Annotated in this window: 11 protein-coding genes and 1 pseudogene; 2 read left to right on the forward strand and 10 right to left on the reverse strand. The window is 65.0% G+C overall.

Features of this window, described 5'->3' with window-relative positions; all coding sequences use genetic code 11:
• Positions 1-60 precede the first annotated feature (60 nt).
• The gene (locus tag FLG15_RS16730; RefSeq protein WP_057679440.1) at positions 61-2,487 is read left to right on the forward strand and encodes a penicillin-binding protein 1A; all 2,427 of its coding nucleotides are present in this window, start codon (positions 61-63) and stop codon (positions 2,485-2,487) included.
• 223 nt (positions 2,488-2,710) lie between these two features.
• Here FLG15_RS16730 and FLG15_RS23560 read toward each other — a convergent pair whose 3' ends face one another.
• A complete protein-coding gene (locus tag FLG15_RS23560) occupies positions 2,711-2,953 on the reverse strand; it encodes a hypothetical protein (RefSeq protein WP_342344121.1) in 243 nt (80 codons plus the stop codon).
• Between FLG15_RS23560 and FLG15_RS16735 the strand changes: the two are divergent.
• Positions 2,885-3,476 (forward strand): annotated as a pseudogene (locus tag FLG15_RS16735) (hypothetical protein). The gene FLG15_RS23560 and the pseudogene FLG15_RS16735 sit on opposite strands and share 69 nt — an antisense overlap.
• A 292-nt stretch (positions 3,477-3,768) precedes the next feature.
• On the opposite strand, the gene FLG15_RS16740 reads toward FLG15_RS16735, so the two are convergent.
• The 9 genes from FLG15_RS16740 to FLG15_RS16780 form a co-directional block, all read right to left on the reverse strand.
• Positions 3,769-5,058 carry a citrate synthase gene (locus FLG15_RS16740; protein WP_003486167.1) on the reverse strand — a complete coding sequence of 430 codons (1,290 nt, stop codon included), beginning with the start codon at positions 5,056-5,058 and terminating at the stop codon, positions 3,769-3,771.
• A 229-nt stretch (positions 5,059-5,287) separates the two neighbouring features.
• Complete coding sequence (locus tag FLG15_RS16745) at positions 5,288-5,530, reverse strand: type B 50S ribosomal protein L31 (RefSeq protein ID WP_057680147.1); 243 nt, start codon at positions 5,528-5,530, stop codon at positions 5,288-5,290.
• Between the two features lie 71 nt (positions 5,531-5,601).
• The gene (locus FLG15_RS16750; protein ID WP_057678151.1) at positions 5,602-6,540 is read right to left on the reverse strand and encodes a nucleoside hydrolase; all 939 of its coding nucleotides are present in this window, start codon (positions 6,538-6,540) and stop codon (positions 5,602-5,604) included.
• A 138-nt stretch (positions 6,541-6,678) separates the two neighbouring features.
• The gene (recG, locus tag FLG15_RS16755; protein ID WP_057678150.1) at positions 6,679-8,832 is read right to left on the reverse strand and encodes an ATP-dependent DNA helicase RecG; all 2,154 of its coding nucleotides are present in this window, start codon (positions 8,830-8,832) and stop codon (positions 6,679-6,681) included.
• 20 nt (positions 8,833-8,852) lie between these two features.
• Positions 8,853-9,233 (reverse strand): RidA family protein, encoded by a 381-nt coding sequence (locus FLG15_RS16760; protein ID WP_005911914.1) that lies wholly within the window; start codon positions 9,231-9,233, stop codon positions 8,853-8,855.
• Between the two features lie 79 nt (positions 9,234-9,312).
• Complete coding sequence (locus FLG15_RS16765; RefSeq protein ID WP_008575831.1) at positions 9,313-11,484, reverse strand: RelA/SpoT family protein; 2,172 nt, start codon at positions 11,482-11,484, stop codon at positions 9,313-9,315.
• Positions 11,485-11,612: 128 nt separating this feature from the next.
• Positions 11,613-11,912 (reverse strand): DNA-directed RNA polymerase subunit omega, encoded by a 300-nt coding sequence (gene rpoZ, locus FLG15_RS16770; RefSeq protein WP_002812428.1) that lies wholly within the window; start codon positions 11,910-11,912, stop codon positions 11,613-11,615.
• A 263-nt stretch (positions 11,913-12,175) separates the two neighbouring features.
• Positions 12,176-12,787, reverse strand: coding sequence for a guanylate kinase (gene gmk, locus FLG15_RS16775; protein WP_005996765.1), 612 nt, complete (start codon positions 12,785-12,787; stop codon positions 12,176-12,178).
• Between the two features lie 152 nt (positions 12,788-12,939).
• Positions 12,940-13,794 (reverse strand): YicC/YloC family endoribonuclease, encoded by an 855-nt coding sequence (locus tag FLG15_RS16780; RefSeq protein WP_150146840.1) that lies wholly within the window; start codon positions 13,792-13,794, stop codon positions 12,940-12,942.
• Positions 13,795-13,862 lie beyond the last annotated feature (68 nt).

The following is a 13,862-nucleotide window of genomic DNA, read 5'->3' on the forward strand; positions in this document are numbered from 1 at the left end:
CCAAACTCGGCGTCATCTATACTCTGTGACCAAGAAATCTGCAATCGGAATCTCTCTTACATGCCCCGTATTCGCCGTTGGCTGGGCTGGATCCTGGCCACGATCGTCGTGCTCGCACTGCTTGGCGCTATTGCTGCCGGCGGCCTGTATTACGCCATTTCCTCGAAGTTGCCGGACGTTCAATCGCTCAAGCAGGTAGAGCTGCAGGAGCCGATGTACGTCTATTCCAGCGATGGCCGGCTCATGGCCGTGTATGGCGAGACCCGGCGCTACCCCATCCAGATGAAGGACGTGCCGCTGCGCCTGAAGCAGGCCTTCCTGGCCACCGAGGACGCGCGCTTCTACGAGCATGGCGGTGTGGACTACAAGGGCATCGCCCGCGCGGTATGGCTGCTGACAACCACCGACGCCAAGCGCGTGCCGGGGGGTTCGACCATCACCCAGCAGGTGGCGCGGCAGTTCTTCCTGAGTTCGGAGTACAGCTACACCCGCAAGCTGGCGGAGATCCTGCTGGCCCGCAAGATCGAAAGTGAGCTGAGCAAGGACGAGATCTTCGAGCTGTATCTCAACAAGAGTTTCTTCGGCAACCGCGCCTATGGCGTCGGGGCCGCTGCCGAGTACTACTACGGCAAGAAGATGAGCGAATTGAGCCTGGACGAGATGGCCTCGCTGGCCGGCATCCCCAAGTTCCCGTCCAGCGGCAACCCGATCAGTAACCCTGAGCGTGCGCAGGAGCGTCGCGACTATTACGTCCTGCAGCGCATGGCCGACCTGGGCTTTGTCAGCCAGGCCGAAGCCGACGCCGCCAAGGCGGTTCCCATGCATGCCAAGCCGCATGAGCCGCCGGTGGAGGTGTACGCCCCTTACGTGGCCGAGCTGGTGCGCCAGGAAATGATCGCCAAGTACGGCGGCGATGTGCTCAACAAGGGCTACCACGTCACCACGACCATCGATGCGACCCTGCAGACCGGTGCGGACGTGGCGGTCGCCGACGGCTTGCGGGTCTACGATCATCGCCATGGCTGGCATGGCGTCGAGCAGCACTTCGACGTGGCCGCCGATGTGGACGCGCCCGCGCTGGCCAAGCACCTGGCAGGCGCGTTCACCCAGGGTGGACTGCGTGCGGTGATCGTGGCGCGCACCAATCCCGATGGCGGAGTCACGGTCGTGCAGAGCGACAAGACCGAACTGACCCTGCCCGCCAGTGCCAGCCGCTGGACCGGCAAGACCCCGGCCAAGCTGCTGACCCGCGGTGACCTGACCCGCATTCGCGCCGGCGAAAAAGACGGCGAGTGGATCATCGACCAGTTGCCGCGCGGCCAGGCGGCGTTGGTGTCGCTGGATGCCAACAGCGGCGCCCTGCGTGCGCTGGTGGGCGGCTTCAGCTTTGCGGGCAACAAGTTCAACCGCGCCACCCAGGCACGGCGCCAGCCAGGATCGAGCTTCAAGCCGTTCGTCTACGCCGCCGCATTCGAAAAGGGCTTCAACCCGGCCTCGATCGTGCTGGACGCGCCGGTGGTGTTCCGCGACCGGCGCGGCAAGACCTGGTCGCCGCAGAACGATGGCGGCGGCTTCCGCGGGCCGATGCGCCTGCGCGAGGCGCTGGTGCAGTCGCGAAACCTGGTGTCGGTACGCCTACTGGATGCGATCAGCGTCGATTTCGCACGCAAATACATCAGTCAATTCGGGTTCCAGGAGGCCGAGTTGCCGCCCAACCTGTCGATGTCGCTGGGCACCGCCTCGCTGACGCCGCTGTCTGTGGCACGCGGTTATGCGGTGTTTGCCAATGGCGGCTCACGGGTAGATACCTGGATTGTGGATGAGGTCAAAGACCGCGAGGGCAATGTCATCTTCAAGGAAGTGCCGGCGGTGGCCTGCCGCACCTGCGCCCTGCAAGGCGGCAATGTGGCGCCCGTGAGCCAGGTCGTGGATGGCTTCAACTTCGGCGCACAGGCACCGGAAACACCGCCTGCCGCACCGGCCACGGCCACCGCGGCGCCGGCACAGACCGCCCCTGCTGCAGCCGCGCAGACCAAGATCGCGCCGCGCGCGATCGACGAGCGCACCGCCTACCAGCTGGTGTCGATGATGCGCGACGTGGTCCAGCGCGGCACTGGCACCGCGGCCAAGGTACTCGGCCGCGAGGACGTGGGCGGCAAGACCGGCTCCACCAACGAGCACCGCGACGCCTGGTTCTCCGGCTTTGGCGGCCCCTACGTCACCACCGTGTGGGTAGGCCGCGACGACTTCCGCTCGCTTGGCTATCGCGAATACGGTGGCAAGGCGGCGCTGCCGATCTGGATCGACTACATGCGCGTGGCGCTCAAGGACAAGCCGATCGCCGCCAACGACCCGCCCGACGGCATGACCCAGGCCACCATCAATGGCGCGGTCGAATGGGTGAAGAACGAAGATCTGGACCGCCTGCAGGATTACGACTACGGCCTGCAGGAACAGCAGGACGAGAAGGCGTTCGACATTTTCTGAGAGCCGGGATTCGGAAATTGGGATTGGGGAATCGGAACGGCATGGCTGTTCGGTTCCCCAATTTTTTTTGCCACCGATTGAATGCGCGCCGGCCATGGCAAGCCTGGTGGATCGCTGGCGGCATTGTTACCGGTTCGGCGCAGTGCCCGCCTGCCCGCCACCGAGATTGCACGCGCAGTGCGCCTCGCCCGTGCATATCCGCGCCTGGACCATCCGGTCACCGCTACGTGATCGTTCCTTTGCAATGACATGACGCATTCGCCATGTCTTCATGCAGCTGTTGTAGAGTCCAGATCAGGTTCATTAGGGGAGCCCGGTCATGCACCACGCACGCGCGCACGCCGATACACGCACCCGGGAACGTCGCCATCGTCTGGCGCACGAAGCCGCACGCCTGATGGCCGAAGGCGGCATCCGCGATTTTCATCAAGCCAAGCTCAAGGCTGCCAGCCGGCTCGGCATTCACGACGATGCTTCGCTACCACGCAATCGCGAGATCGAAGATGCGTTGCGCGAGTACCAGCGCCTGTTCGCCGGACCTGCGCATGGCGCGCGTCTGCGCCAACGTCGCGAAGCCGCGTTGCGGGCGCTTGATTTTCTCAGCCCCTTCCAGCCACGACTGACCGGCCCGGTGCTGGACGGCACCGCCGACGCCAATGCGCCGGTCCGACGCCAATGCGCCGGTGCACCTGCAGCTGCACAGCGACGATGCCGATGCCGTGCAGCGATTTCTGGAAGAACACCGCATTCCGGCCGAGTCGCGCACGCGCCGGCTGCGCCTGGATCGCGAGCGCAACGGCGAGTTTCCGGTGTGGCTGTTCAGCGCCGAAGACCTCACCTTCGATCTCACCGTGCTGCCCTACGACGCGCTGCGGCAGGCGCCGCTATCGCAGCTGGACGAAAAGCCGATGCCGCGGGCGTCGGCCGCGCAGGTGCGACAGTTGCTGACAGACGGCGACGGTTCCGACGGCTCAGCACTGCTGCGCTGAGTCGATCATGTGACGCGGCTTGCCTGTGCGGGCGAGCTCTGCACTTCATTTAAATCGCGTCACGAAGCCACTGCACCGCGGTCGCTTTACTCGGACCTCGCCACTGCCGGACGAACCGTTGTGCCATGCGCCGCCGGTCGCCGGTCGCCGGTCGCCGGTTGCCAATCGCCACGGCAGCGGCAGCGGCAGCGGCAGCGGCAAGCGTTGTTGGAAGATCGACCGCCGCGCAACTGTTCAAATGCAAACGCCCCGCAATGCGGGGCGTTTGTTTACGCAGGTACGCGTGGACCGATCAGCGCTTGGCGCTGTCGGTGTAATCGCGCTTGTCGTAACCGGTGTAGATCTGGCGCGGACGGCCGATCTTCATCTCCGGGTCGACCTGCTGCTCCAGCCAATGCGACACCCAACCTGCGGTGCGTGCGATGGCGAACATCACGGTGAACATTTCCACCGGGATATTGAGCGCCTTGTAGATGATGCCCGAGTAGAAGTCGACGTTCGGGTACAGCTTGCGCTGCACGAAGTAGTCGTCCTTCAGCGCGGCCTCTTCCAGCTTCAACGCCACTTCCAGCAGCGGGTCGTTGACGCCCAGCTCGCCCAGCACCTTGTGGGTCATCTCACGGATGATCTTGGCGCGCGGATCGAAGTTCTTGTAGACGCGGTGACCGAAGCCCATCAGACGGAACGAGGAATTCTTGTCCTTGGCCTTGGCCACGGCAGATTCGACGTTGTCGGCGGTGCCGATTTCCTCGAGCATCTTCAGCACCGCTTCGTTGGCGCCGCCGTGTGCCGGGCCCCACAGCGCGGTGATGCCGGCGGCGACCGACGCATACGGATTGGCGCCGGTCGAACCGACCAGACGCACGGTCGAGGTCGAGGCGTTCTGCTCGTGGTCGGCGTGCAGGATGAACAGCAGGTCCAGGGCCTTGGCAACGACCGGATTGATCTCCAGCGGCTCGCTCGGCACCTCGAACATCATGTGCAGGAAGCGGTCGACGTAGTTCAGGTTGTTGCGTGGGTAGCGGATCGGCCAGCCGATCGAATAACGGTACGCCGCAGCTGCCAAGGTCGGCACCTTGGCGATCAGACGGATGGCAGCCTGACGGCGCTGCTCCGGATCGTTGAGGTCCAGGGTGTCGTGGTAGAACGCCGACAGCGAGGCGACCGAGCCGGCCAGCATGGCCATCGGGTGCGCGTCATGACGGAAACCACCGAGGAAGTTCTTCAGCGACTCGTGCATCATCGTGTGATGCGTCACTTCGTGGTCGAACTTCTTGAATTCGTCCGCCGTCGGCAGTTCGCCGTTCATCAGCAGGTACGAGACCTCAAGGAAGCTGGACTTTTCGGCCAGCTGTTCGATCGGGTAACCGCGATACAGCAACACGCCATTGTCGCCATCGATATAGGTGATGGCGGACTTGCAGCTGGCGGTGGCGGTGAAGCCCGAGTCGTAGGTGAACAGACCGGTTTCTTTGGTCAGCTTTGAGATATCGACGCAATCATTGCCAAGCGTGGGCTTGAGAACCGGCAGAACGACCGACTTGTCGCCGGCGTTGAGCGTGACCTGATCAAGATCGGACACTGTGTACGCTCCTTCAGTGGAAGGCGCCTGATCCCACATGGGCAGGCACGTGATGGAAGTCCAAGGCATCGCCTCGGATCAGGCCATTATCGCACAGCAGCATTTTGGCCGTCGCTTGGACAGAAGTCGTAGACGCGTTGCGCCAGGCATACAGGCGGGGCGTTCAGCGCCCCAAAAAACAACGGCCGCGCAATGCGCGGCCGCTGCCGGTACAGCCCGTCCTACAAGTTCAGCGCGCGTAGCGCTTCTGGAACTTGTCGATACGGCCGCCGGTGTCGATCACCTTGTGCTTGCCGGTATAGAACGGGTGCGAGGACGAGGAAATTTCCACCTTGATCAGCGGGTATTCCTGGCCGTCTTCCCACCTCACGGTCTCTTTCGAGGTCATGGTGGAACGGGTCAGAATCTTGAAATCGGACGTCACGTCGTGAAAGACGACGTCTTTGTAGTTGGGATGAACGTTATCTTTCATGGACTTGGCGCCGGGCTGCCTGGATAAGCCGGGCATTATAGCTGCGCCCAGGCAGCCGGCGCAAGGTCGCCTCAGTTCGCCGCCAGGGCGGCCCCTACCAGCCCATAGAACTGCTGGAGGTCATAGGCCAGCAGCAGATTGGCATTGTCGGGCGCCCCGCCCTGCCGGTTCCAGTCCACCAAGGTCATGCCACGGGTATGCGCACCGGACAGTTCGATGTGTACCGGGCGCCGCTCCAGCCGCTGCGCGCCTTCCGGGTGCAGTGCGAACGCCATCGCCAGCGCGTCGGCGGCATACCAGTACTCGCCGCGGCTGTCTTCGGACCACAGCCGGGTCTTGCGCGAGATTTCCTCGTAGAACCGGGCGCGGCCAGAATCGGCCGCCAGCCATTGCTCCACGTCCCGGTGCAGCAGGCCGTGCGCGATAGTGGCTTCCCAATCGGCCACGTCGAACTGCGGAAAGCCGCCGAACACGATATGCGCCGCTTCCGGGTCGAAACCGATATTGAACTCGGCCGCAGCGGTGATATTGCCGTGCCCGGTCAACGCCCCGCCCATCACCACCAGCCGCGCGACGCGCTGCGGCAAGGTCGGATCCAGGGTGAGTGCCAGGGCAAGATTGGTCAGTGGGCCGAGCGCCACCAGCAGCAGCTTGCCGGCGTGCTCGTGCGACAGACGCAGGATGGCGAGCGCGGCGTGTTCGGCCTCGGCAGTGCGCTTGGCCGGTGCTAGGCCCACATCGCCGAATCCGTCGAGACCGTGCACGTGCGCCGCATCCACCGAGGGGTGCAGCAACGGCTGCGGGCAGCCGGCGTAGACCGGCACATCGGTACGGCCAGCGATCTCGCAGACCTTCAAGGCATTGCGCACGGTGTGCTGCAAGCCCACGTTACCGGCGGCGATGGTCAGGCCGACCACCTCATGGCGGGTGTCGTTGAAGGCCATCAGCAGCGCCAACGCGTCATCCACGCCAGGGTCGGTATCGATCAGCAGCGGTATTCTTTTTGTCATGAGATTCGGGATTGGGCATTCGGGATTCGTTGTGGCATCTCCGCAAGGATCGGCGAGCCGCGCGAATTCCCGGAACGTGCAGGTCGCAGCAACCCCGCTTTGACCAATCCCCAATCCCGACTCCCGAATCCCCGCCGCTCAAGCGGCCGCATACCGCACCGCACCGCCGATCCAGCGTTCGACCACGCGGTCGGCGATTTCCGGCGCTTCGTCCAGCAGCCGCTCGGCCAATACCTGCACGCGCGGCAACAGGCCGGCGTCGCGTGCCAGATCGGCAATGCGGAAACTGGCCAGGCCGGTTTGCCGGGTGCCCAGCAATTCGCCCGGGCCACGTAACTCCAGATCCTTCTCCGCGATCACGAAACCATCGTTGGTCTGGCGCATGGTCTCCAGGCGCTGGCGCGCCATCATCGACAACGGCCCCTGGTACAGCAGCACGCAACTGGAGGCAGCTGCACCACGCCCGACCCGACCGCGCAACTGGTGCAACTGGGCCAAGCCCAGCCGCTCGGCGTTTTCGATGATCATCAACGATGCGTTAGGCACGTCCACGCCGACTTCGATCACGGTGGTGGCCACCAGCAGGTCGCTGCGGCCTTGCTTGAAATCCAGCATGGCCTTCTGCTTTTCGGCCGGCTTCATGCGGCCGTGCACCAGCGCCACCCGCACGCCCGGCAACTGCGCCGACAAGGTCTCGAAGGTAACTTCGGCGGCCTGCGCTTCGATGCGTGGCGGACCGCCTTGCTGGCCTTGCGCGCCCTTGCCGGGTTCTTCGCTTTCTTCGATCAGGGTGCACACCCAGTACGCCTGGCGCCCTTCGGCGCAGGCGGCGCGGATGCGTTCGACCAATTCGGGGCGGCGTTCTGCGCTCAGCACGATCGTCTGCACCGGCGTGCGGCCAGGCGGCAGTTCGTCGATGGCCGAAACATCCAGATCTGCGTAAGCCGACATCGCCAACGTGCGCGGAATGGGCGTGGCAGTCATCACCAGCTGATGCGGCACGCTGCCCGCCGCCGCTCCCTTGTCGCGCAACGCAAGGCGCTGATGCACGCCGAAGCGGTGTTGCTCGTCGATGATGGCCAACGCCAAGTCGTGGAAGACCACCGCTTCCTGCATCAACGCATGCGTGCCGACCACGACCTGCGCCTGACCGGAGGCGACCTCGGCCATCGCTGCAGCGCGCGCCTTGCCGGTGACCTTGCCTGCCAGCCAGACGATGCGAATGCCCAACGGTTCCAACCAGCCGCGCAGATTGGCGAGGTGCTGCTCGGCCAGCAGTTCGGTAGGCGCGGCGAGTGCGACCTGCTTGCCCCGCTCCACCGCCAGCATCGCCGCCAGCGCAGCAACCACGGTCTTGCCGCTGCCAACATCGCCCTGCACCAGCCGCAGCATCGGCGATTGCTGCGCAAGGTCATGCGCGATCTGCTCGAACACGCGTTGTTGCGCGCCGGTCAGCTGGAACGGCAGCGCCTTGCGCAACTGCTGCACCAACATGCCGTTGCCGGGCAGGCTGGGCGCGTGCAGACGCTGCAACGCGATGCGTTGCCGGCGCAGGCTGAGCTGATGTGCCAGCAATTCCTCGATCGCCAGGCGTTGCTGGGCCGGGTGGCCTCCGGCGAGCAGCTGCTGTGGATCCGTACCAACCGGCGGCCGATGCATGGTCAGCAACGCCGCGCGCAACGAGGGCAGTCGCTCGTCCTGCAGCCAGTGCGGCGGCAACAATTCCAGCGCACTTTCGGGCGGCAGACGCTCCAGCGCCTGGCCGATGAGCTTGCGCAACGTCGCCGGGCCAACGCCTTCGAGCACCGGATACACCGGATCCAGACTGTCGCCCAACCCGGCATCCTCGTCCGGCGCGAGCACGCGGTAACTGGGGTGCACGATTTCCCAGCCGTGCTGGCCGGGCTTGGGTGTGCCGAATACCCGCACCCGCGTGCCGACCGCAAACTGCGCCACCTGCGCCGCACGAAAATGAAAGAAGCGCAGCACCAGCGTACCGTGCGATGCGTCGGACACTGCCACGCGCAGCACCGGCCGGAAGCGGAAGCCGCGCTCGACTGCCTCCACACGTCCTTCGATCTGCGCCGGCACGCCACCTTGCAGCTGCGCGATGGTGGTCAAGCGCGTGCGGTCTTCGTAACGCAGCGGCAGATGCAGCCACAGGTCCTGCACGCTGAGGATGCCGCGCGCAGCGAACTTGTCGGCCACTTTCGGGCCGACACCGGGCAGGCTGGACAGCCGGGCCTGGCCGGCGACGGCCAGGCTGGGCGTGACGACGCGCGTGCGCGACACGGCCGATCAGCGGCGCAGGATCACTCGATCACCATCACTGCATCCACTTCGAAGCCTGCGCCCTTGGGCAGGCCGGAGACTTCGATGGTCGAACGCGCCGGGAACGGCGCCTGGAAATATTCCTGCATCACCGCGTTGACGGCGGCGAACTGCCCCAGGTCGGTCAGATACAGGCCCAGGCGCACGATCTTGTCGAGCGAGCCGCCGGCCGCTTCGGCCACCGCCTTGAGGTTGTCGAATGCACGGCGCGCCTGTGCACCGATGTCGCCCGGCACGATCTCGCCGGTGGCCGGGTCCAGCGGGATCTGCCCCGAGAAATACACGGTGTTGCCGGCACGCACGGCCTGCGAATACGGGCCGATGGCGGCAGGCGCCTGGTCGGTATGGATGATCTGTGACATGGACGCTCCACTGCAAAGGGTTGCTGCAGTTTAGGCCTTTGTGCGGATTTGCTCGACTGTTGCGCGAGCGCGCCAGACGCTACTGGCGTCCGACGCTCTGCACCACATGCAGGCGGCGCAGCCGACGCATCACCTCGGCCAGGTGGCGGCGGTCGCGCACCTGGATGTTGAAGCGCAGCACGGCTGCGTTGAAGTCGCGGTCCAGATAGTCCACGCGCTCGATATTGGACTGACTCTGCGCGATGGCGGCCGCCAGCTGCGCCAGCACGCCGGTGCGGTTTTCCACTTCGACCACCAGCGCGGTGTCGTAGTCGCCGGTCACGTTGGAGTCCCAGTCGATCGGCACCCAGCGTTCGGGCGATTTGCGCAGTTCCGCCAGGTTCGGGCAGTCCAGGCGGTGCACCACGATGCCCTTGCCGGCGGTGTGGTAGCCCATGATTTCGTCGCCGGGAATCGGCTGGCAGCAATTGGCGAAACTGATCACGCCGCGCTCGCTGCCGTCGATCAGGATCTTCTCGTGCGAATGCTTGGACAGGCCACCGCCACGCAATTCTGCGTAAGCCATCAGTGCCTGCGCGGCCTGATTGGGCATCCAGTTGCCAAGCGCCACATCGGCCAGCAGCGCTTCCAGACGCGGGTAGCGGTGCTCGGCAAGGAAGGCGTCCAGGCGACCCTTGGGCAGCCGTTCCAGCGAGGAGTCCATCGCTTCCAGCGCGCGGTCCAGCATGCGGTGGCCCAACTGCACGGCATCTTCGTGCTCGAGTTGCTTGAGCTGATGCCGGATGGCGGTGCGCGCCTTGCTGCTGACCACAAATTCCAGCCACTGCGGCTTGGGCGTGGCCGAGCGTGCGGTGATGATCTCCACCGCCTGCCCGCTGACCAGCTTGGTGCGCAGCGGCACCAGCTTCTTGTCCACGCGCGAGGCCACGGCGCGATTGCCCACGTCGGTATGCACCGCGTAGGCAAAATCCAGCGCGGTGGAATTGCGCGGCAACGCCAGGATCTTGCCCTTGGGCGTGAACAGATAGACCTCGTCGGGGAACAGGTCGACCTTGACGTTGTCGAGGAATTCCAGCGACGAGCCGGCGGCGCGCTGCGAATCGATCAGTTCCACGATCCAGTCGTGCGCACGGCTCTGCGCGCTGTTGGGCGAGGCCGAACCTACCTTGTAGGTCCAGTGCGCCGCCACGCCGCGTTCGGCGATCAGATCCATCTCTTCGGTGCGGATCTGCACTTCGATCGGCGAGCCGTACGGTCCGAACAGCACGGTGTGCAGCGACTGGTAGCCGTTGGCCTTGGGGATCGCGATGAAATCGCGGAAGCGCCCGTCCAGCGGCTTGAAGCTGGCATGCACCGCGCCGAGTGCGTGATAGCAATCGGCCACCGTGCGCACCACCAGGCGAAAGCCGAACACGTCCATCACCTGGTCGAAGGACTTGTTCTCTTCGTGCATCTTGGAATAGATGCTCCAGGGCGTTTTGATGCGGCTGACCAGCCGATGCTCCAGCCCTTCCTTGGCCAGGCGCTGGGACAGCTGCACTTCCACTTGCGCCATCGATTCGCGCCGCACCACCGGCTGGCTACGGATGTGTTTCTCGATGATGGCGTGGCGCCACGGATACAACGCGCGGAAGCCCAGGTTCTGCAATTCGGACTTGATCAGGCTCATGCCCAGCCGCTGCGCGATGGGTGCGTAGATCTCCAGCGTTTCGCGTGCGATGCGGCCGCGTGCCTCGGTGCTCTGGGCGCCGAGCGTGCGCATGTTGTGCAGGCGGTCGGCCAGCTTGATCATGATCACGCGCAGATCGCGCGACATCGCCAGCAGCATCTTGCGGAAACTTTCCGCCGCCGCTTCCTGGCGGTCGCGGAACTTGAGCTTGTCCAGCTTGGTCACGCCATCGACCAGCTCGGCCACCGCTTCGCCGAACTCGGACGCCAGTTCTTCGCGCGTCAGCGGCGTATCTTCAATGGTGTCGTGCAGGATCGCCGCGATCAGCGATTCCATGTCCAGGCCCAGTTCGGCCAGCACGCCAGCCACCGCCACCGGGTGGGTGATGTACGGCTCGCCCGACTTGCGGGTCTGCCCGGCATGCGCGCTGGCGCCCACTTCCCAGGCACGGCGCAGGATCGGCAGTTGCTCCTTGGGCAGGTAGCTGGCCGCGCGCTCGAGATGCAGGACGTAGTCGGGGATGGCCTGGTCGGAAGACGGAGACGTCACGACGGTCGCCTGGGCAGTGGGGCCTGGGTTCATGCCGGAAGACTATGCCAGCCGTGCAGTCTCGGCAAACATTTGCACACGCAGGCGTATTGCCGGGACCGAAAACGAAAACAGCCCGCATCGAGGCGGGCTGTTCTGATCGATCGCAGCAATGCTGGAAATCAATCGTCGTTCTTGGACATGTCTTCGTCGGCGACCACTTCGGCGGCGGCCCATTCCAGCGCTTCGCGCTCGGCGCGCTCGCGTTCGGCCTTCTCGACTTCATCGATCAGCGCGTTGTCGATCCGGCGTGCGGCGATCTCGCGCAGTGCCATCACGGTGGGCTTGTCGCTGGCGTCGGCATTCTCGATCAGCGGCTGCACGCCGTTGGCGAGCTGACGGGCGCGCTTGGAGGCCATCATGACCAGCTCAAAACGGTTGTTCACGACTTCCAGGCAATCTTCTACGGTAATGCGGGCCATGCGGGCTCCCGGCGACCAGCAACGGCCGCGCATCGAATGAGGGAAAGGGGACGGAGTGTACGCCCCGACCGGCGCCACAGCAACCGCCACCCATTCAGTTTCCTTTGGAATCAGCGGTTTGAGTCGCTTGGAGCGGACGGAAAACCGTCTTGGCGATCGCTTGTGCAGCCGGCGCGTTCAGAACCGTCGTCCACGCGTGGTAGATGCTGTGGGCACGGCAGCGGCGCCTGCCGGGTAAAGCAGCCCTACCCTGCCAGCTGCGCTCAATCCAGCAGCGCCTGGATCAATCCGGCGTGCCGCTGTTGTTGCGCCTGCCGCCGCAACCGGCTGGCGGTGAAGATGGCGCACATCTCCGAAACCGCCGTATCGAAGGTCTCGTTGATGATCACGTAATCGAACTCTTCAAAATGCAGCATCTCTTCACGGGCGGCGGCCAGGCGTTGCGCCATGACGTCCTCGCTGTCCTGCCCGCGCTTGCGCATGCGCTCGTCCAGCGCCTGGCGCGACGGCGGCAGGATGAACACGCTGACCGCATCGGGCACCTTCTGGCGCACCTGGCGTGCGCCCTGCCAGTCGATCTCCAGCAGGACGTCGTGACCGGCGGCCAGCTGCGGCTCCACCGACTGCCGCGCGGTGCCCTTCCAGTCGCCATGCACCAGCGCGTATTCGAAGAAATCGCCCGCCTCGATCATGCCCTGGAACTCGTCGGCGGAGACGAAATGGTAGTGCTCGGCATGCCGTTCGCCCGGCCGCGGCGCGCGCGAGGTGAACGAGATCGACAGGGCGATCTTGGGGTCGCGCGCCAGGGTGGCGTTGACGATGCTGCTCTTGCCGGCGCCGGAGGGGGCCGCAACGATATAGAGAGTGCCGCGCATAGGGTCAGGGATTCGGGATTGGGGAGTCGGGTTTCGCGAACAGACTGCGGACCGGTACCACCGGGGTCGACATGCTACCGGGATTGGCCGCAGCCCGCAGACATCCGGAACTGGCAGCTGCCACATCCCGAATCCCGAATCTTCACTCCCAGCTACTCGATGTTCTGCACCTGCTCGCGGATCTGGTCGATCAACACCTTCAGATCCACGGCGGCATTGGAGGTGCGGCTGTCCACCGACTTGGAGCCCAGCGTATTGGCTTCGCGGTTGAATTCCTGCAGCAGGAAGTCCAGGCGGCGACCGACCGGCTCGCGCTGGGTGAGCACGCGGCGGATTTCGGCGATGTGGCTGGACAGGCGGTCCAGCTCCTCGTCCACATCCAGCTTCTGCAGCACCAGCTCCTGCTCGGCACGCCCCGGATCGACCGGATGCGGCAGGTCGGCCAGGCGCGCGGCCAGCTTGGCGCGCTGACCTTCGCGAATCACCGGAATCAGCAAGCGCACCTCGGCAGCGATGCGTTCGATGGCATCCACCCGTTCGCTGATCGCCTCGGCCAGCTTGGCGCCCTCGCGCTCGCGCGCGATCACGAAGCTGCTCACTACTTCTTCCAGCAACGCCAGCGCTTGTGCCTGCAACGCGGGGGCATCCACGTCCTGCACCTGCAGCACGCCGGGCAGCTGCAGCAGGTCGGTGAAGCCAACCTGCAATTTGGGAAACATGCCATCCAGCCGCGTGGCCAGCGCACCCAACTGCTGTAGCAGCGACTCGTTGACCGCCAGCGTTTGCGCATTGTCGGGCGCGCGCAGGCGCAGGGTCAGATCCAACTTGCCACGGCTGTTTTTCGCCGCCACGCGCTCGCGCAGCAGCGGTTCCAGCGCACGCAATTCCTCGGGCAGACGCACACCCACTTCCAGAAAGCGGTGGTTGACCGAGCGCAGCTCGCAAGCGAGCGTGCCCCAGGGTGTGATGCGTTCGCTGCCAGCGAACGCAGTCATGCTTCGGATCATCGTCAATCCCGTGCCGTCAAAGCGCGAATGGTACCCTAGCCGCCCTCGCCGCCTGCCTGCACGCTGCG

Origin of the sequence: Xanthomonas phaseoli pv. dieffenbachiae (assembly GCF_008639345.1) — a bacterium.
Taxonomy (GTDB): Bacteria; Pseudomonadota; Gammaproteobacteria; order Xanthomonadales; family Xanthomonadaceae; genus Xanthomonas; species Xanthomonas phaseoli.

Excerpts from the sequence above, each read along its gene's own strand:
- gmk (WP_005996765.1), bottom strand. The coding sequence starts at position 12,787 with ATGCGCGGCACTCTCTATATCGTTGCGGCCCCCTCCGGCGCCGGCAAG.
- FLG15_RS16760 (WP_005911914.1), bottom strand. The coding sequence starts at position 9,233 with ATGTCACAGATCATCCATACCGACCAGGCGCCTGCCGCCATCGGCCCG.
- rpoZ (WP_002812428.1), bottom strand. The coding sequence starts at position 11,912 with ATGGCCCGCATTACCGTAGAAGATTGCCTGGAAGTCGTGAACAACCGT.
- FLG15_RS16730 (WP_057679440.1), top strand. The coding sequence starts at position 61 with ATGCCCCGTATTCGCCGTTGGCTGGGCTGGATCCTGGCCACGATCGTC.
- FLG15_RS16750 (WP_057678151.1), bottom strand. The coding sequence starts at position 6,540 with ATGACAAAAAGAATACCGCTGCTGATCGATACCGACCCTGGCGTGGAT.
- FLG15_RS16780 (WP_150146840.1), bottom strand. The coding sequence starts at position 13,794 with ATGATCCGAAGCATGACTGCGTTCGCTGGCAGCGAACGCATCACACCC.
- FLG15_RS16745 (WP_057680147.1), bottom strand. The coding sequence starts at position 5,530 with ATGAAAGATAACGTTCATCCCAACTACAAAGACGTCGTCTTTCACGAC.
- FLG15_RS16765 (WP_008575831.1), bottom strand. The coding sequence starts at position 11,484 with ATGAACCCAGGCCCCACTGCCCAGGCGACCGTCGTGACGTCTCCGTCT.